Genomic DNA, 16,715 nt, shown 5'->3' on the forward strand with positions numbered 1-16,715 from the left:
ATTATAAATAATTATTAATTAGTTCTTCAGCAATTTGGACACTGTTTAAAGCTGCTCCTTTACGTAAGTTATCACATGTGATCCATAGATTTATCGTGTTAGGTTTACTTATGTCATTTCTAATGCGGGAGACATATACGGCATCTTCGCCTACCACTTCAACGGGTGAGATATAAGCAAGGTCATTATTATTAGAAATTGTAATAATTCCATCTGCATCTTGTAATATTTCTTCGACTTCTTTGGCATCAATTTTATCGTTAAATTCTATATTAACCGATATAGAATGACCGATAAATACCGGTACTCGCACGGAAGTAACACTAGCTTTAAAGTGATTGCCTATAATTTTGTTTAGTTCAAAAGCAATTTTTGTTTCTTCACTTGTATAGCCGTCTTTATTTAAATCACCTATATGAGGAAATAGATTAAATGCAATCTGTTTTGGAAATTTCTTAGGATCATTCTCTCCAAAAACATATTTAGATTTTGTTTGGTCGTAGAGTTCGTCCATTCCTGCTTTACCCGCTCCTGATACTGATTGATAAGTAGATATCACTACTCTTTTAATCTTTATTTCATTATCTAGCGGTTTTAATGCTACTGCAAGCGGAATTACTATACAGTTAGGGTTAGCTATGATATTTTTAGTATTAAACTCTTTAAGTGTTGATAAATTAACCTCAGGTACAATTAGCGGCACTTGATTATCAACTCTAAAAAGTGAGGATTTGTCTATAACTATACAGTTACTAGCAGTAGCTTTTGGTATAAATTCTTTTGAAACTTCTGAACCTGCACAAAAAAAAGCAATATCGATATCGTCAAAATTTAAATTTTTTAAACTATTAATTTGTAGTATTTTTTCTCCAAAGCTTACTTCCCGCCCTAGAGAGCTATCTGAAGCTATAGCATGAATTTTATTAATGGGGAAATTACGCTCAGCTAGAATATTTAGAGTTTCACGCCCTACATTTCCTGTAGCTCCGATTACTGCAATATTGTATTTTTTAGTCATTTTTATTTATTAATCCGATGAGTTTTTCACCGCCGATAATATGGAAATGGAAATGAAAAATAGTTTGTCCCGATTTCTCGCCTTTATTAGTTATTAAACGATAACCGTCTTTATCTAAACCCGTTTCATTTGCTATATCAGAAATTTTAGCAAAAAAATGTTTTATTTCATCTATGGAAGCTTTAGAGATAAAATCGGCATAATCTATAATATTCATTTTTAGGCATTACTAATAATATGCACGGGTGCTATATCTTTGAATGCTAAAATTTGTTCGTCTTCATAAATTATTTCTGCCGGAAGATTTTTATCTATAATTTTTGCAAAAACATTTTCTTTGTTATATATCATTATTCCTGTTAAAAGCTTTATTGCATGGCTTGAGAAACGCACTCGATGTCATCCCCGTGAAAACGAGGATCCAAGAATGACATTAAGGACATTTTTCTATTCATCAAACGAGTATATTACGTTTTAGAAATTTTAATTCAGCTTCAATGCTAGAGTTGGCAATTATTATATCTTCTAGTCGGTAATTATTTCTTTTTAAATAATTTTCTCTAATATCTGAAGCAAAAAAGCTGAAGCCTAATATTTAAACTATCTTAAATATAAACTTTAACTCTTCGATAATAATCGCCGTAACGATTATATTCGCTATTACGGCAATAGCAACAACTAACCACATTTTATGGTATAATGCCCAAAATATACTTAAAAGAGCAGCTATCCATGAAAAGCCTTCTTCAATAACAATAAAATTATTATTTTTTTGTGTGGAGTTAATGTATATTGCGTATATATTCATTGTTTAAGTTTAAGCCTTGAAAATTCAAGGGACAATAATTAACTAAATTGGATTAGTCAAGTATACTCGATGAACTTCAAAAATTGGCTACGTCGTTCTACAAGAGCTGCGGTACTCACGTATTAAATATACGCTGCGTTCCTTGCCTTGTGAACTCCTTGCTCTTTTTGAAGTTGATCTTCGTATAATAATTCTGCATTTTACTTCAGAGTAAAATATTACGTTATAGTACTTAATTAACAACTTAATATCAATAAATTTTATATAATTTTATATTATGTCAGATAATTTAGCCTTACATGGCACAACAATACTTTGTTTAAAAAAGAACGAAGAAATAATTATAGCGGCAGACGGACAGGTGTCGCACGGCAATACGATATTAAAATCCGGTGCTAGGAAACTACGGACTATAGCAAACAATAAAATTATTGCCGGTTTTGCAGGTTCTACGGCTGATGGACTTGCTTTATTTGAAAAACTTGAAGCAAAAATAGAAAAATACTCACATAATCTACTTAGAAGTGCAGTTGAGCTTGCAAAAGATTGGCGTAGCGATAAATATTTGAGACGTTTGGAAGCAATGATGATTGTTGCCGATCGTAGTCATATATTAATTTTAACCGGTAACGGTGATGTCGTAGAGCCTGAAAATAATGTTGCAGCAATAGGTTCAGGCGGTTTATTTGCACTATCTGCCGCTCGTGCCCTAATGTCTTACGATAATAATCTCACTGCTGAAGAAATTGCTTTAAAATCTATGAATATAGCTGCAGATTTGTGTGTATTTTCTAATCATAATATTATAATGGAAAAAGTTGTATGAAAGCTACTAAAACTACTTATAAAAAAGACCCTATGGGGCTTCCCCCTTCTCAAATAGTTAATGAACTTAATAGGTTTATCGTAGGTCAAGAAAAGGCCAAAAAAGCCGTTGCTATTGCACTTAGAAATCGTTGTCGTCGTAAAAGAGTAGAAGGTAATTTACGTCATGAAATAGTACCAAAAAATATTTTAATGATCGGTTCAACCGGAGTCGGTAAAACGGAAATAGCAAGACGCCTTGCAAAGTTCACTAATTCTCCTTTCTATAAAATAGAAGCAACTAAATTTACCGAAGTCGGATATGTGGGGCGTGATGTAGAATCAATAATTCGTGATTTAGTCGAAATAGCCGTTAATACTGAAAAAACTTTAGCAAAAACAGAAGTAGATATTAATGCCCGTGAAAAAGCGATAGAGAGAATATTAGATAGTTTAGTAGGTAAAACTTCTACTAGTGAGACTAGAGAAAAGTTCAAAGAAAAAGTTTTAAACGGCGAACTTGATGATACGGAAATCGAAATTAGCGTAGCTGATACTACACCTGTCGGCGGTGGAAGTTTTGAAATACCGGGCATGCCGGGAGCATCTATGGGCGTTCTTAATCTTGGCGATATGATTGGACGAGCCCTTGGCAGCAGTAAGACTAAAACAAAAAAAATGCTAGTTAAAGATGCTATGGCTATTATTATACCTGAGGAATCAGAAAAATTAATAGACCAAGAAAAAATTATTCAGCAAGCTATAAGTTTAGCTGAAAATGACGGTATAGTTTTTATTGACGAAATTGATAAAATAGCTTCGACTGGTAGTTCCGGAGCAAAAAATGCCGAAATAAGTAGAGAGGGAGTGCAAAGAGATTTGCTACCTTTGATAGAGGGAACGACGGTTAATACTAAATATGGACCGGTTAAAACCGATCATATATTATTTATTGCTTCAGGTGCTTTCCATATTGCTAAACCTTCTGATTTATTACCGGAGTTACAAGGAAGGTTACCGATTAGAGTAGAATTAAATTCGCTTACCAAAGATGATATGATTAAAATATTGCTTGAGCCTGAAACTAGTTTAATAAAGCAATATTCGGCGTTAATAGGTACTGAAGACGTGCGTCTTGAATTTGCTGCTTCTGCTATTGAGAAGATAGCGGATTATGCGATCACCGTTAATTTAGAAGTCGAAGATATAGGGGCTAGAAGGCTGCATACTATACTTGAGAATTTGCTTGAGGATATAAGCTTTGAAGCTAGCGAAATGAAAGGCAAAAAAATAACTATCGATGATAAATTCGTAGAAAATCAATTATCAAAAATAATAACTAATCTTGACCTAGCTAAGTTTGTTCTATAGTATGCTTTTCCGATTAATAGTTGAGATAATTCCTATCATTCCGTGGCTTGACCACGGGATCTCATAAAGTAGTCTGTAGTAGTATATTTGATGAGATCCTGCAATCAAGTCGCAGGATGACAAAATGGCATTTTAAGAAAAATTTCATGATAATTCATATAGCAAGTCTAACGTTGAATGGAATTGATGTTATCGACGTTGACATGCAGGTACAAATATCACCGGGTATCCCTGCTTTTACTATAGTAGGGCTTGCCGATAAAACTATAGCTGAATCAAAAGAACGAGTTAAAGCAGCATTATCTTCTATAGGGCTTGCACTACCTACTAAAAAGATTTTAATAAATTTAGCTCCGGCAGATTTAGTAAAAGAAGGAAGCCATTTTGATCTTGCGATTGCCTGTTCGATACTTAACGCAATGAATATTTTACCGGAGCTTGAAATATCGGAATATTTGATAATAGGAGAGTTATCATTAGACGGTTCAATCTTACCGGTAAGCGGAGCTTTACCTGCAGCGATTGGGGCTTCTGCTAGAGGTAAAGGTCTTATTTGTTCAAGTAAAAACAGCTCGGAAGTTGCTTGGTCGGGTAATTAATATACTTGTTGCAGGTAATTTAATTGAACTAGTAAATCATTTTAAAGGTTCACAAGTTTTAACTCCTCCGGAAGCTAAATTGCAAGATGAGCTGATAAATTATCCCGATTTTAAAAATATAAAAGGTCAAAAAATTGCTAAACGAGCTTTAGAAATTGCAGCATCAGGTGGACATAATCTTTTAATGTTCAGCCCTCCCAGAACCGGTAAATCAAGGCTTGCTGCCTGTCTTCCCAGTATACTACCTAAAATGTCTACAAAAGAAATTTTAGAATGCAGCACGATTACAAGTATTGCAGGAAAATTTTTAGACGGTAAACTTACCAAAGCAAGGCCGTTCAGAACTCCGCATCATTCATGCTCACTTGCCGCTATGGTCGGCGGCGGTGTCGGAAAAAAAGTAAAGCCTGGGGAAATTACGCTAGCTCATAACGGAGTATTATTTTTAGATGAACTACCTGAATTTCCACAGCATGTTATTGATGCATTAAGACAGCCTATTGAAAACGGTGAAATACTAATCTCAAGATCAAACGCTCATATAAAATATCCGGCAAATTTCCAGTTAATAGCAGCTATGAATCCTTGTACATGCGGTTATTTAGGCGATCCTTATAAAGAATGTATGAAAGCTCCAAAATGTGCTAGCGACTATCAAATGAAAGTATCGGGACCTATTATGGATGGATTTGATTTGCATATAGAAGTCTCTAGTATTAATGTTTATAATTATGATCTTATTGATTATAGTTCTGAAGAAAATTCTAAGGATATAGCTGCAAGAGTCAAGAAAGTGCGTTTGATTCAAGAAAAGAGATATGAGGGTTATATAATATTAAAACAAATAATAGATTAGACAGGCAGTTATTAATAGATTACGCTATGCCTGCGGATGAAGGAAGAGATTTACTGAATGAAGCGGCAAATAAATTTCGTTTATCAATGCGTGCTTATAATCGAATATTAAGGGTAGCACGTACGATTGCCGATCTTGAGAATACGGATAAGGTCTTGAAAATGCATATTGCAGAAGCTTTGAGCTATCGTAAAATGGAATTTAATAATATTTAATTAGATAGGAAAATATGAGTACTATAATAAGTTTTGATTACGCTATAAAATATTTGCTTAAGGACAAAGGTGATTACGAGATAGTTGAAGGGTTTATCTCGGCAATACTCAAAGATGCTGGTTTATAGTTCTATTAAAATAAAAGCCTTATTAGAAAGTGGCAGTAATAAAGAAAATGATAGCTTAAAATCTAGCATAGCAGATGTAATTGTGGAAGATGAAGAAGGGCATAAATATATAGTGGAAATAGATAAATCCTATACAAATCTTTTTATGCATAAAGCTTGCTTTAATAGTAACAGATTAATAGTAGATAGTATTTCAAAAAATGATGATTACTCCACAATTAAAAAAATATTTCATATTAATTTATTATATTTTCCTTTTGCTGATATGAAAGCACCTTTATATCACGGTAAGACTATTTTTAGAGAAGTTGATAAAAAACACCCTATGAAATTTTCTTTGGGAGATATGAGAGGTAAAATATTTGATTTATGTAATGTATTTCCAGAATATTTTGTAATATCAGTACCATTATTTAATGATGTTATAAGAGATGAATTGGATGAATGGCTATATGTAGTAAAACATTCTGAGTTAAGAAAGACTTTAAATCACCATATATGACAAAGGTCGCAAATCGACTTAATATACTTAAGATGACTCTTAAAGAGCAGATAGTTTATTGTGCACACATGAATAAGAGCTTTAAAGAGCGTGATTATATAGTTTCTGCTGAAGAAAAAGGTAGAGAACCAGGTATGGCAAAAGGAATAGAAGAGGGGAGAAAAAAAGGTAGACAAGAAGGTGAAGTTACAAAAAGTATAAAATAGCAAAAAAGATGTTAATGAAAAAACACTCGATAGAAGAAATACATGAGATTACTGAATTATCTATAAAAGAAATAGAGCGATTAAAAGCAGAAATTGAGAACCTTAAAAAATAACTATCTTTAATGACAAAAATTTACTTTATAGCCGGTGAGGTGTCAGGAGACTTTGTAGGTGGTCGTATAATTCAGCATTTAAGAAACAATACAGGAGTAAAGTTTGTTGGTGTTGGCGGCAAATATATGGAGGAAGCCGGTAGCTTTAAAAGCTTATTTCCTATTACTTCCATAAATTTAATGGGTTTTGTAGAAATTTTACCTCATATTTTTAAGCTTAAAAAATTAATTGATAAAACTGTAGAGGATATAATAAATAGTAAAGCTGATTTATTAATTACCATAGATTCACCAGGGTTTACTTATCGTGTGGCAAAGCGGGTAAGAAAACTTTTACCAAAGCTGAAAATGATTCATATCGTTGCACCGTCAGTTTGGGCATATAAAGAGGGTAGGGCAGTAAAATACGCTAAAATTTATGATTGTTTATTTGCTTTACTACCGTTTGAACCTCCATATTTTACTAAAGTCGGTCTTGATTGTAGATATATAGGTCATCCGATTATGGAGCAAGAGTTTTATAGTGATAAAATAGCTTTACGTGCAGAGTTTAAAATAGATGAGAATGAGAGAGTTTTATGTGTTACTCTTGGTAGTAGAAAGGGTGAGATTCTAAGGCATTTATCGGTTTTTGTTTCTTCTATTGAAGAAATATTCAAGAGTTGTAATAATCTTAAAGTTATATTTACTCTTGCAAATCCTGCTCATGAGGCAATAATAAAACCGTTTTTAGAAGATGTTAAGTTTAATTATTTATTTTCAAGTGAGAGACTTAAAACTTATGCTGTTGCGGATGTAGCTCTAGCAAAATCCGGTACTAATACTTTAGAGATAGCAGCTTCCAGTACTCCTATGATTGTAGCATATAAGATTAATATTTTAAGTTTTCTTATCATTAGGCTATTGATAAAAATAAAATATGTTACGTTAATAAATATTATAGCTGATAAAGAAATAATTCCGGAATTTATCCAATTTAATTGCCGAGCTAATCTTATTAGTAATAAGCTTCAAGAGTTATTATTTAATTCTAAAAAAGCTTATGAGCAGGTAATAGAAAGCCAAAAAATTTTGCAGCAATTAGGATTTAAGTCAAACCGATTACAGCTAAATTCAGAAAGCTTTAGACACGATGAATTTAAAGGCAAGCTAGCTAGGCATACAAAAGTACGTGAGCATAGGTTTAGTTTGGAAAATTCGCTTGTATCAAGTGATCGAGATGACGCTGTACCTTCTTATATAGCTGCAGAAATTATTAAACAGGAGTTCTTAGAACCTAAAATAAAGTTGTTAAAAGAGAAAGATTAGTACTTGAACCGGTGATCCATAACGTTTTCTGAATTATAATAAACATTAATATTAATATAATAACAAAATATATTTCCATGTTTTTTCTTATAGTATTAATTTTTTTCATTAAAATTTCTAAATCATTGGAAATTTTTTTGTATTCCTCATTGTTATCAGAACGCATTGTTGTCAAGAAACCGGATAAGTTTCCTAACTTATTTTGTAAAGCTTTTAACCTTTTAGTATGTTCTTCGTGTTTTAGATCGGTATTGTGATCGTGTATCATAATATATAATATCCATTATAAGATCAGTATTAACGCCGGTATAGTAATATGAACTATGAATAAAGATTTATATTTTTTGTTTGTAATAAAAATTCCAGCTTTTCATTTCACAGGAGTATACTATTGTTATAGTAAATTGGTTTGCGTTATTAATTTGTTGCTCATTAATCATCTAGTTTTAATATTTTAATTACCAAATATTAAAACTATTGATTTATTTAGCAAAAACTATATAATTTAAATTTAGCAAATATTTCACTTCAACCAAACTTTAAGTTAGTTTTACTATATGTTATTTCCAATGTCAAGAAAAAAACCATATTTCATGGTAATTTTTTATCAATATTTCTAAGCCTTATAAAAATAATAGTTATTATGTTAAAAAACATATTAAAAACTAAACTTTTTTTAGTTATAGTATCTCTAACTATATTTATTACTTTGCTAAATTTTAGTATATTTTATATTTTTGTGCCGGGTAATCTTACTCAAAATAAAACGATAATTATTGAACCTAAATTATCCGTAAATCAAATAGTTACAAAACTTTATTCTAATGAAGTAATCAAATATCCGAGAATTTTTAAGGTAATTGCTAAAATTTATTCTATAAAAAGACCTCTTCAAAGCGGTGAATATGTGTTTACCCGTAATATATCGCCTCTGCAAACTTTAAGAATATTAGCAAGCGGTAAATCTATAATACACAAGATAATTGTACCGGAAGGTACGGTAGTTAGTAAGGTTATAAAGAAAATTAATGAAGAAAGTCGTTTACTAGGAGAGATAAAAGGGATAATACCGGAAGGTTTTTTAATGCCTTCCACGTATTTTTTTTCTTATGGAGATCAAAAAGAGCAGATAATCGATCAAATGAGAAATTTAATGTCTGCTAATTTAGATAAGGTAATGCAAAATCTTTCACCGGATTCTCCGTTAAAAACTAGACTTGAGATATTAACGCTAGCTTCGATAATTGAAAAAGAGGCTGGCTCAAATGCAGAAAAGCCTATTATAGCAGCAGTATTCATTAATCGTTTAAAGAAAAATATGAAGCTACAAGCCGATCCAACTACTATATATGCTTTGACTGAGGGTAAATTTAAATTAGCAAGAGCTTTAACAAAAAAAGATTTATTGCAAGAACTACCCTATAATACTTATTATATAAAAGGTTTACCACCCGGTCCGATTTCTTGTCCGTCGTTAAAATCTTTAGAAGCAGTGGTAAAACCTGCTAAAACGGATGCATTATTTTTTGTAGTTGACGGTAAAGGCGGGCATAATTTTTCTAACAATCTTAATGATCATAATAGATTTGTTGAAACTTATCGAAAAAGTTTGATTAAAATAGCTGAGCCGGAAATTGATCCTGAAAAATAAAAAGAAAATTATGAATAATACTGAATTTAGTAAAATAGCCGAAATAACAATTGCATATATAGCAGAAAAGATAGAAGAGCAAGATAAAGAAGCAAGTATAGACGTAGATTTACAAGGCGATATATTAAATCTTGATACTGATAAAGGTATATATGTAATAAATAAACAAAGTGCCGCCAAAGAAATTTGGTTGTCGTCGCCGGTTAGCGGTCCTTATCATTTTTTTTATGAACAAGGAAAATGGAAAAATGGAGCAGGATTTGAGTTGATGGCTATTTTAACTGAAGAACTTAATATTAAATTTGATAATATATGAAAGATTTTGAAACTATCGATAATGCTAAAAAAGTTTATGATTTAATAATAAAAAATGCACCTGCCGATGCATCTATATTCCTTGATGTTGACGATACCCTTATAACTCCTAAATCAAAAACTTTTAAGAAGCCACCTTATAATCAAATGATTGATAGAATTAAGGAAAATAAAAGTAATTATGACAATTATGAAGAAATTGTCAGTAATTAGCGGCTGCAGCGAAAAGTAATATTAATTGATGAAGAGTGGGTAGAAGTTGTAAACAAACTCAAGGCAAAGTTTCCTGTTTATGCTCTTACACAAATGAATACGGGAGAGTTCGGCAGTATTCCTTCGATGCAAGATTGGAGGTATAAAGAATTAAAAGAGCTAGGTATAGAGTTTTTGGATAATGAAAAATTAGCAATTTATAATTCAGGATAAAATGATGATGCTATTTTTTATACAGGTATATTCATAACTGGTAATCACTCAAAAAGCGGTACTTTATCAAAATTTTCTAAAGATTTAAATTTAAAAGATTATTTTATTGTATTTGTTGATGATCGGGAAAAACATGTGGAAGATATAGGGAATTATTGTAAAAATAATAATATAGGTTTTTTAGGTATTTTATTTGACGGGCTTAAAAATCTAAAAGGTGTCCCTGATCCAAAACTTGCCGAATTTCAAGAATCATATTTAATAGAAAACGCTAAATGACTTGAAGATGAAGAAGCTTATGAATTGCAAGGTGTATGTCATTCCCACGAGGTATTGTTGCATAGATAGGTTTTTTCCGTCATTGCGAGGAAATTACGTAAGTAATTGACGAAGCAATCCAGTCAAAAATTCTGATTTACAGAATTTTTTTATTATTTTTTCTAGATTGCCACGCAGCCTACGGCTGCTCGCAATGACGACTCGGTATCCACGCGGGAATGACGTTGAGAGTTGCATAACAATCTAAATAATCTCTAAAATCCCTGAGTTTTGAAAATGTACTTTCTAAAAATTTTTTTGATAATACTTGTAATTCTAATTCCAAATCTAGTATTAGCAAACACTTATCGGCAGATAAATTACAAAATAATCCCCTTATCTAATACTCCTGTTTCTGCTATCAAGATTGAAATCGAAATAATCGGGGATATGGATGGAGAGGTTGTTTTAGATTTACCCTATGCTTGGGCAAGCGGTTCATACTATCAGCAAATTAAAAATGTTAAGCTAGAATATCCTATCGGCAAGTTGCAGTTTAGACATCAGGACTCGAATGAAGCTATTTTTAATACGGGAAAAAATCAATATTATCCGTTTAAGCTACAAAATATATCAAAAAGCCGGTAATCCTTGTGATATCCATGAAACAATAATGAGACAAAATTTAATTCATTCACCGGGTTATGGGCTTTTTGCTACTCCCGGTGATCTAAATGGAAATGACATAGTAGAGTTTAATATTGAATGGAATAATATTGCTGATAGCTGGAAAACAATATCAGATTATGGTCTTGGTAAAAGCGTGAAATTTAAAGCTACGCCGATTGAATTATATAGTGCAATTTATGCAGCGGGTGATTTACGTGTTTACAAAATTGTTGATCAAAAAAATCCTGTATATCTTTCGTTATATGGTCAGTTTGATCTTAAAGATCAAGAAATATCTTCTTATATAAATAAAATTATTAAGGGACAAAGAGCATTTTTCCATGATAATGATTTTCCGTATTATCTAATAAGCTTAATCGAAGGCGATCAACCTAGACATATGGGTGGAACAGTTTTAACTCATAGTTTTACCGCGTTTATTCCTCAAGGTTTGGACAAACAGGATTATATAACGTTATTTGCTCATGAACATCTGCATAATTGGATAGGGAAGAAAATACGTAATAACTTAGAAGGATTAAATTATTAGTGGAGTGAGGGGTTTACCGATTATTATGCACGTGTTTTAGCTTTGCGTTCTACAGTTATAACACTTGAAGAATTTATAGAAGAATTTAACCAATTCTTTAAAGATTATTATTTATCATCTGTAATAAACGAGCCTAATAATTTAATCAAAACAGATTATTGGAAAGATTATGCAGTACAAAGATTGCCATATTATCGTGGGTTTGTTTTTGCACTTTATTTGGACAGCCTCATTAAAGAGAATAATAAGAGTAAATCGCTGGATAATGTTATGCTTGATTTATTTAAAACCTCAAAAGAACAAGAATTTTCAAGCGATTATTTTAAAAAAATAGTTAAAAATTATGTTCCAAAAGGGATAGATAAAGAGATAAACGAATATACAGAACAAGGTAAAACTATAGATTTCGCTGATGTTGCTAAAGTTCTGCCGATCGAGAAAATAAAAATGGGGGCATATGATCGTGGTTTTGATAGAGATGCTTTAATAAATAATTATACAATAAAAAATATTGACGAAAATAGTAATGCTTATAAAGCTGGACTTAGAAACAGGGACATAGTTATAAAATATGATTTTCCTAAATGGGGTTCTCCTGATCAGATAGTTACAATCAAAACAACTAGAGGCGAGTTTAAATTTAGACCTGAAAGTGCTAATAAAAAAGATATATACAGGTTCAAGCCTAATTCGTCTGAAGAAGATAAGCTAAAAATCAAAAAGTTTTTTAGTTTTTAAATCTTTTACAATAAAATAATTAACAATTAATAATAGAATTATATCGAAAATATCTCTTTTCTTTCCTTTATTTTTATGTATTATCCAAAAAATAAAATATAAACTAGACATCTTTCCAAACTCGCTTATAGAGAGGAATTTGTAGAAGACACTTCACCTCGAACCGCAGTATACATACTAGTACGTGAGGATTTGAGTACCGGATCGACGTATAAATTAACCTCTAGAAGTAGAGTTGCGAAAGATGTCCACTAAAGAAAGAGGTGTACAATGAATTCTCTATTAAAAGTATTACATCCGAATAGAGTTGTAGAAGATTTAAATACAAATTCTTATGCTCTAGATATTGTTAAAATAATTATGGGAGTAGCGGCTATTTTTGCTTCGTCCCAAATAAGCATTCCTATAAAACCGGTAGCAATTACGATGCATAGCGTAATACTTTATATTATCGCTTTTACTTATAGTCCACGTCTTAGTTTTCTAACTATACTAACTTTCATTTTTGTAGGTATAATGGGTTTGCCGGTATTCTGTAAATTTTCTAGCGGGATAAATTATTTTTTAGGAGCAGCAGGGGGCTATTATCTCGGCTTCTTAATCGGAACTCCTGTTATGAGTGCTTTAAAGGATAAGCTAGCTGAGAATTTTGTAAATGTTACTATAATTTGTATTATCGGTCATACTATATTGTATCTATTCGGCGTTAGCTGGCTTGCAAGTATGATAGGCTTAAAACAAGCAATTTATAGCGGATTTATAATTTTTATTCCCAGCGGTCTTGCTAAACTTTTTGTTTTCTCTTCTTTATTTTCTTACGTTAAGAATAAAGGCTCTATGTACAAAAATTTAAAATAATATATTTTCAAATAATTTAAATTTTGTACACAGAACCTAAAAAGAAAATAATTTTTAGAAATGAAAAAATGGACTTTTGACGAGGCTAAAGAGCTCTTTAGCCTTTCGTTTATGGAGCTGATCTATCAAGCTCAAACAAGTGCATCGTACTAATTTTGATCCGAATAAAGTTCAAATCAGTAGCCTCTTAAGCATTAAAACAGGGAGTTGTCCTGAAAATTGTAAATTCTGCCCTCAATCTGCACACTATAAAACTGATGTAAAAAAAGAGCCTTTAATGCAAATTGAAGAAGTAATTACGGCAGCAAAACGTGCTAAAGCAGCAGGTAGTACTCGCTTTTGTATGGGAGCTGCATGGCGTGGTCCACGTGATGAGGACTTAAAGCTGGTTTGTGAGAGATGATATTAAGGAGGTCAAAAAATTAGGCTTAGAAACCTGCGTTATGCTTGGTTTATTAAAAGAGCATCAAGCAATTATTTTAAAAGAAGCAGGGCTTGATTTTTATAATCATAATATTGATATTTCAAAAGAGTTTTACGATAAAACTATTATCACCCGTACTTTTCAGGATAGGCTAGATACTTTGCACTATGTTCGTGCTTCCGGTATGAAAGTATGCTGCGGCGGTATTTTAGGAATGGGAGAAACTAATGACTATCGTATTAATATGATCTTGACTCTTGCAAATGCTGAATCGGTAACTATCAATAAGCTAATAAAAATTCCAGGTACTCCGCTAGAAAATGTACACGAAATTGATCCTTTTGATTTTATTCGAGTAATAGCTTTGGCAAGAATAATGATTCCAAAATCGTATATTCGTTTATCGGCAGGTAGGGAACAAATGTCTGATGAATTACAAGCTTTATGTATTATGGCAGGCGTTAATTCAATATTCTACGGAGAAAAGCTTTTAACTTCAGCTAATCCAATGCCTAAAAAAGATAATGAGTTATTTGAGAGGCTATCTATAAAGTAATTTTAACGCTAATTAAATTCTTTGTTGCTGCAAATTATAAGTTTTTTTTGAAATAGGAACAGCATCCTTTCAAAAACTTATTAATTTTCGCTATAAACTCTCTTTAATTATCAATTAAAATTACCTTACAGATAGCCTCTCAGAAATTGGGAATTACACACTAATTTACCTTTATTAATTTATTAATAATATCCATTGACATGATCTAATATTTAAGTTATAATTGCGTCACGATTTAATTTTAAGGGGAAAAATCATGACAAAAAACTATACGGGGCCACAAACCTCAAAAAAAACATCTAGTTACTTTGATAGTGCTATAATTCATTTTCAAAATGCTACCAAAGCTGCGACAGATTTCACAATGTATGGTATGCTACCTTAGCAACAGAACATGCTATTAATATATTAGAGAACGGTGCGAGTGCTGTATGCTCCGTTCAAGATTTTATTTCTAATGTGAATAACGCTAATTATTCTTTTGTATCCACATTTGCTCAAGCAACCGTAGCAAGCCTTGCAACTTTTGCTTATTACAATCCTCCGGTTCTTATTGGTGCTTTTACCTTAGGAGCAATTTTAATTTCGCCATCCGATTCTATCGAATGTGTAAAAAATACAGTAAAAGCAGGACTAACTGCAGGATATATAGCTTATGAAACTGTGGAAGATTTAGTAGCAGGAACAGCGGGTGTAGTTTCTCTTATTGCTGATAATATCTATAGCGATACTGCAGAACTTGCCGGTGCTATTATTAATACCAATATGATAGAGTATTATAGCTAAAGTATTGTTATATTCAATCGTCATTGCGAGGAGTTGCGTTAGCAACGACGCGGCAATCTCATAAGATAATATAAAAAAACTCCTGAGATTGCCACGCCAGCATAAATGCTGGTTCACAATGACGGGTCTTTTATAAACTGTCCGGTATGAGTCCTTTCACTGGAATGACGTTAATCGTTTTACTATCTCTTTCCGATCAATCAAAGGTAAAACTCCTGCGATTTCTGGTCCTGATTCTCTGCCGGTTAAAGCAAGGCGAAGAGGTAAAAATAATTCCTTACTTTTCCTACCTGTTATATTTGTTATTTCTTTAATCCAAATGCTCCAGCTATCTTTAGTGATTTTACCTTTCGGTAATAATTCTGCTGCTTGCTTTAAATATTCCTTATCTAAATTTAGATTTTGAACATTTGGAGTTTGATGACAAATTTCCCACCAGTCTTTTACATCACGTAATTTTTGTAAGTTAGGTCTTACCGATAACCAAAAATTTTCCTCAATATACTCGGCATCTATTTCTTTAAGGCGTTCTTTTACTTCATCAAAATCTAAATTTATAAGTAATTTATGATTTAGTCTTTCTAAATCTTCCGGCTGATAGATAGTTGGACTTTTAGAGAAACTACTTATCTCAAATTGATTTGCTAACTTCTCCATTGATTTATAAGGCAAGATTTGTGCCGATGAACCAAGTAAACTAAAAAAGCTAGCAATTGCCATAGCTTCGAGCCCGATTGCTTTTCTAAGAGTTGCGATCTCAAACCCTCCCACTCGTTTAGAAATTTTCTCGTCTTTATTGATTATTAAACTCAAATGCCCAAAAACCGGCGGAATCTTATTTAATGCTTCAAACATCTGAATTTGAATAGCGGTATTGCTCACGTGATCTTCACCCCTAATAATATGAGTAATATCATAATCAATATCGTCAATAACTGAGCATAACATATAGGTCATACTACCGTCTGCTCTTATCACTATTGGATCGCTTAAAGTCTTGCCATTATATTTAACTTCGCCTTTGATCATATCATGCCAGCTAATCGGTTCATGATTTATCAAAAATCTATAATGCGGTTTTCTTCCTTGTTCTATATATTTTTGTGTTTGCACTGAAGTTAGATTTAAACTAACACGGTCATAAATCGGTGGTAATCCCTTAGATAGTTGAAATTTACGCTTTAATTCTAGCTCTTCAGGAGTCTCATAGCAGGCATATAATCTTTTTTTGTTTAGTAATAGATTTTTGATTTCATCATATCTACTTAAACGGCTTAATTGGTTAAATGTTTGATCCCAATTAATATTTAAAAATTTTAGATCTTCCTCGATAACATCTTTATATTCCTGTTTACTACGCTCTAAATCCGTATCGTCAAATCTTAAAATAAACTGTCCGTTATGCTTCTTGGCATATAGCCAGTTAAGCAATGCTGCCCTGATATTACCAACATGTAACATACCGGTCGGTGACGGAGCAAATCGTGTTATAACTTTTGTCATTTTTACTTATTTTTTTAGTTAAAAGCAAGATCGATGTCATTCCTGCGAAAGCA

16 protein-coding genes and 6 pseudogenes are annotated in these 16,715 nt (G+C 32.0%); 17 read left to right on the plus strand and 5 right to left on the minus strand.

Annotated features, from left to right (window positions below; all coding sequences use genetic code 11):
• Nucleotide 1: 1 nt before the first annotated feature.
• From asd to AB1146_RS05250, 3 genes and pseudogenes are all read right to left on the minus strand, one after another.
• Complete coding sequence (gene asd, locus AB1146_RS05240; protein ID WP_010423424.1) at nucleotides 2–1,018, minus strand: aspartate-semialdehyde dehydrogenase; 1,017 nt, start codon at nucleotides 1,016–1,018, stop codon at nucleotides 2–4.
• A pseudogene (locus AB1146_RS05245) lies at nucleotides 1,011–1,366 on the minus strand (HIT domain-containing protein). The gene asd and the pseudogene AB1146_RS05245 overlap by 8 nt, the downstream one beginning before the upstream one ends.
• Nucleotides 1,367–1,472: 106 nt before the next feature.
• A pseudogene (locus AB1146_RS05250) lies at nucleotides 1,473–1,826 on the minus strand (DUF2628 domain-containing protein).
• A 277-nt stretch (nucleotides 1,827–2,103) separates the two neighbouring features.
• On the opposite strand from AB1146_RS05250, the gene hslV reads away from it, so the two are divergent.
• The 6 genes and pseudogenes from hslV (at nucleotide 2,104) to lpxB (ending at nucleotide 7,928) form a co-directional block, all read left to right on the plus strand.
• Nucleotides 2,104–2,652: an ATP-dependent protease subunit HslV gene (gene hslV / locus AB1146_RS05255; RefSeq protein ID WP_010423418.1), complete on the plus strand. Its 549-nt coding sequence runs from the start codon at nucleotides 2,104–2,106 to the stop codon at nucleotides 2,650–2,652.
• Nucleotides 2,649–4,001, plus strand: a complete 1,353-nt coding sequence (gene hslU, locus AB1146_RS05260; RefSeq protein WP_010423417.1) for an ATP-dependent protease ATPase subunit HslU — start codon at nucleotides 2,649–2,651, stop codon at nucleotides 3,999–4,001. Before hslV ends, hslU begins: the two co-directional genes overlap by 4 nt.
• A gap of 116 nt (nucleotides 4,002–4,117) precedes the next feature.
• Nucleotides 4,118–4,600 carry a magnesium chelatase domain-containing protein gene (locus AB1146_RS05265; protein ID WP_156790188.1) on the plus strand — a complete coding sequence of 161 codons (483 nt, stop codon included), beginning with the start codon at nucleotides 4,118–4,120 and terminating at the stop codon, nucleotides 4,598–4,600.
• 79 nt (nucleotides 4,601–4,679) lie between these two features.
• A pseudogene (locus AB1146_RS05270) lies at nucleotides 4,680–5,668 on the plus strand (YifB family Mg chelatase-like AAA ATPase); the annotation flags it as partial.
• 117 nt (nucleotides 5,669–5,785) lie between these two features.
• Nucleotides 5,786–6,620, plus strand: a pseudogene (locus AB1146_RS05275) (PD-(D/E)XK nuclease family transposase).
• A 9-nt stretch (nucleotides 6,621–6,629) separates the two neighbouring features.
• A complete protein-coding gene (gene lpxB / locus AB1146_RS05280; protein ID WP_010423414.1) occupies nucleotides 6,630–7,928 on the plus strand; it encodes a lipid-A-disaccharide synthase in 1,299 nt (432 codons plus the stop codon).
• Here lpxB and AB1146_RS05285 read toward each other — a convergent pair.
• Nucleotides 7,897–8,196 carry a hypothetical protein gene (locus tag AB1146_RS05285; RefSeq protein WP_010423413.1) on the minus strand — a complete coding sequence of 100 codons (300 nt, stop codon included), beginning with the start codon at nucleotides 8,194–8,196 and terminating at the stop codon, nucleotides 7,897–7,899. The genes lpxB and AB1146_RS05285 overlap by 32 nt on opposite strands.
• Before the next feature lie 375 nt (nucleotides 8,197–8,571).
• On the opposite strand from AB1146_RS05285, the gene mltG reads away from it, so the two are divergent.
• From mltG to AB1146_RS05345, 11 genes and pseudogenes are all read left to right on the plus strand, one after another.
• Complete coding sequence (gene mltG / locus AB1146_RS05290) at nucleotides 8,572–9,579, plus strand: endolytic transglycosylase MltG (protein WP_010423412.1); 1,008 nt, start codon at nucleotides 8,572–8,574, stop codon at nucleotides 9,577–9,579.
• Nucleotides 9,580–9,589: 10 nt separating this feature from the next.
• Complete coding sequence (cyaY, locus tag AB1146_RS05295; RefSeq protein ID WP_010423411.1) at nucleotides 9,590–9,895, plus strand: iron donor protein CyaY; 306 nt, start codon at nucleotides 9,590–9,592, stop codon at nucleotides 9,893–9,895.
• The gene (locus AB1146_RS05300) at nucleotides 9,892–10,107 is read left to right on the plus strand and encodes a hypothetical protein (RefSeq protein WP_232203630.1); all 216 of its coding nucleotides are present in this window, start codon (nucleotides 9,892–9,894) and stop codon (nucleotides 10,105–10,107) included. Before cyaY ends, AB1146_RS05300 begins: the two co-directional genes overlap by 4 nt.
• A gap of 246 nt (nucleotides 10,108–10,353) precedes the next feature.
• A complete protein-coding gene (locus AB1146_RS05305) occupies nucleotides 10,354–10,599 on the plus strand; it encodes a DUF2608 domain-containing protein (RefSeq protein WP_232203712.1) in 246 nt (81 codons plus the stop codon).
• A 297-nt stretch (nucleotides 10,600–10,896) separates the two neighbouring features.
• Nucleotides 10,897–11,226 (plus strand): hypothetical protein, encoded by a 330-nt coding sequence (locus tag AB1146_RS05315; protein WP_232203629.1) that lies wholly within the window; start codon nucleotides 10,897–10,899, stop codon nucleotides 11,224–11,226.
• 25 nt (nucleotides 11,227–11,251) lie between these two features.
• Nucleotides 11,252–11,797: a hypothetical protein gene (locus AB1146_RS05320; protein WP_232203628.1), complete on the plus strand. Its 546-nt coding sequence runs from the start codon at nucleotides 11,252–11,254 to the stop codon at nucleotides 11,795–11,797.
• Between the two features lie 42 nt (nucleotides 11,798–11,839).
• Entirely contained in the window at nucleotides 11,840–12,535 is a 696-nt protein-coding gene (locus tag AB1146_RS05325) for a M61 family peptidase (RefSeq protein WP_232203627.1), read from the plus strand.
• Nucleotides 12,536–12,640: 105 nt separating this feature from the next.
• Nucleotides 12,641–12,778: pseudogene (locus AB1146_RS05330) on the plus strand (palindromic element RPE1 domain-containing protein); the annotation flags it as partial.
• A gap of 27 nt (nucleotides 12,779–12,805) precedes the next feature.
• Entirely contained in the window at nucleotides 12,806–13,393 is a 588-nt protein-coding gene (locus AB1146_RS05335) for a biotin transporter BioY (protein ID WP_010423409.1), read from the plus strand.
• Between the two features lie 60 nt (nucleotides 13,394–13,453).
• Nucleotides 13,454–14,373: pseudogene (gene bioB / locus AB1146_RS05340) on the plus strand (biotin synthase BioB).
• 459 nt (nucleotides 14,374–14,832) lie between these two features.
• Complete coding sequence (locus AB1146_RS05345) at nucleotides 14,833–15,159, plus strand: hypothetical protein (RefSeq protein ID WP_010423407.1); 327 nt, start codon at nucleotides 14,833–14,835, stop codon at nucleotides 15,157–15,159.
• 156 nt (nucleotides 15,160–15,315) lie between these two features.
• Here the strand turns inward: AB1146_RS05345 and gltX are convergent, their stop codons facing one another.
• Nucleotides 15,316–16,662 carry a glutamate--tRNA ligase gene (gene gltX, locus AB1146_RS05350; protein WP_010423406.1) on the minus strand — a complete coding sequence of 449 codons (1,347 nt, stop codon included), beginning with the start codon at nucleotides 16,660–16,662 and terminating at the stop codon, nucleotides 15,316–15,318.
• Nucleotides 16,663–16,715: the final 53 nt, after the last annotated feature.

This window comes from Rickettsia helvetica (assembly GCF_963970025.1).
GTDB classification, from domain to species: domain Bacteria; phylum Pseudomonadota; class Alphaproteobacteria; order Rickettsiales; family Rickettsiaceae; genus Rickettsia; species Rickettsia helvetica.

Excerpts from the sequence above, each read along its gene's own strand:
- AB1146_RS05265 (WP_156790188.1), top strand. The coding sequence starts at position 4,118 with ATGACAAAATGGCATTTTAAGAAAAATTTCATGATAATTCATATAGCA.
- hslU (WP_010423417.1), top strand. The coding sequence starts at position 2,649 with ATGAAAGCTACTAAAACTACTTATAAAAAAGACCCTATGGGGCTTCCC.
- AB1146_RS05285 (WP_010423413.1), bottom strand. The coding sequence starts at position 8,196 with ATGATACACGATCACAATACCGATCTAAAACACGAAGAACATACTAAA.
- AB1146_RS05300 (WP_232203630.1), top strand. The coding sequence starts at position 9,892 with ATGAAAGATTTTGAAACTATCGATAATGCTAAAAAAGTTTATGATTTA.
- mltG (WP_010423412.1), top strand. The coding sequence starts at position 8,572 with ATGTTAAAAAACATATTAAAAACTAAACTTTTTTTAGTTATAGTATCT.
- gltX (WP_010423406.1), bottom strand. The coding sequence starts at position 16,662 with ATGACAAAAGTTATAACACGATTTGCTCCGTCACCGACCGGTATGTTA.
- AB1146_RS05320 (WP_232203628.1), top strand. The coding sequence starts at position 11,252 with ATGAGACAAAATTTAATTCATTCACCGGGTTATGGGCTTTTTGCTACT.
- hslV (WP_010423418.1), top strand. The coding sequence starts at position 2,104 with ATGTCAGATAATTTAGCCTTACATGGCACAACAATACTTTGTTTAAAA.
- AB1146_RS05335 (WP_010423409.1), top strand. The coding sequence starts at position 12,806 with ATGAATTCTCTATTAAAAGTATTACATCCGAATAGAGTTGTAGAAGAT.
- asd (WP_010423424.1), bottom strand. The coding sequence starts at position 1,018 with ATGACTAAAAAATACAATATTGCAGTAATCGGAGCTACAGGAAATGTA.
- cyaY (WP_010423411.1), top strand. The coding sequence starts at position 9,590 with ATGAATAATACTGAATTTAGTAAAATAGCCGAAATAACAATTGCATAT.
- lpxB (WP_010423414.1), top strand. The coding sequence starts at position 6,630 with ATGACAAAAATTTACTTTATAGCCGGTGAGGTGTCAGGAGACTTTGTA.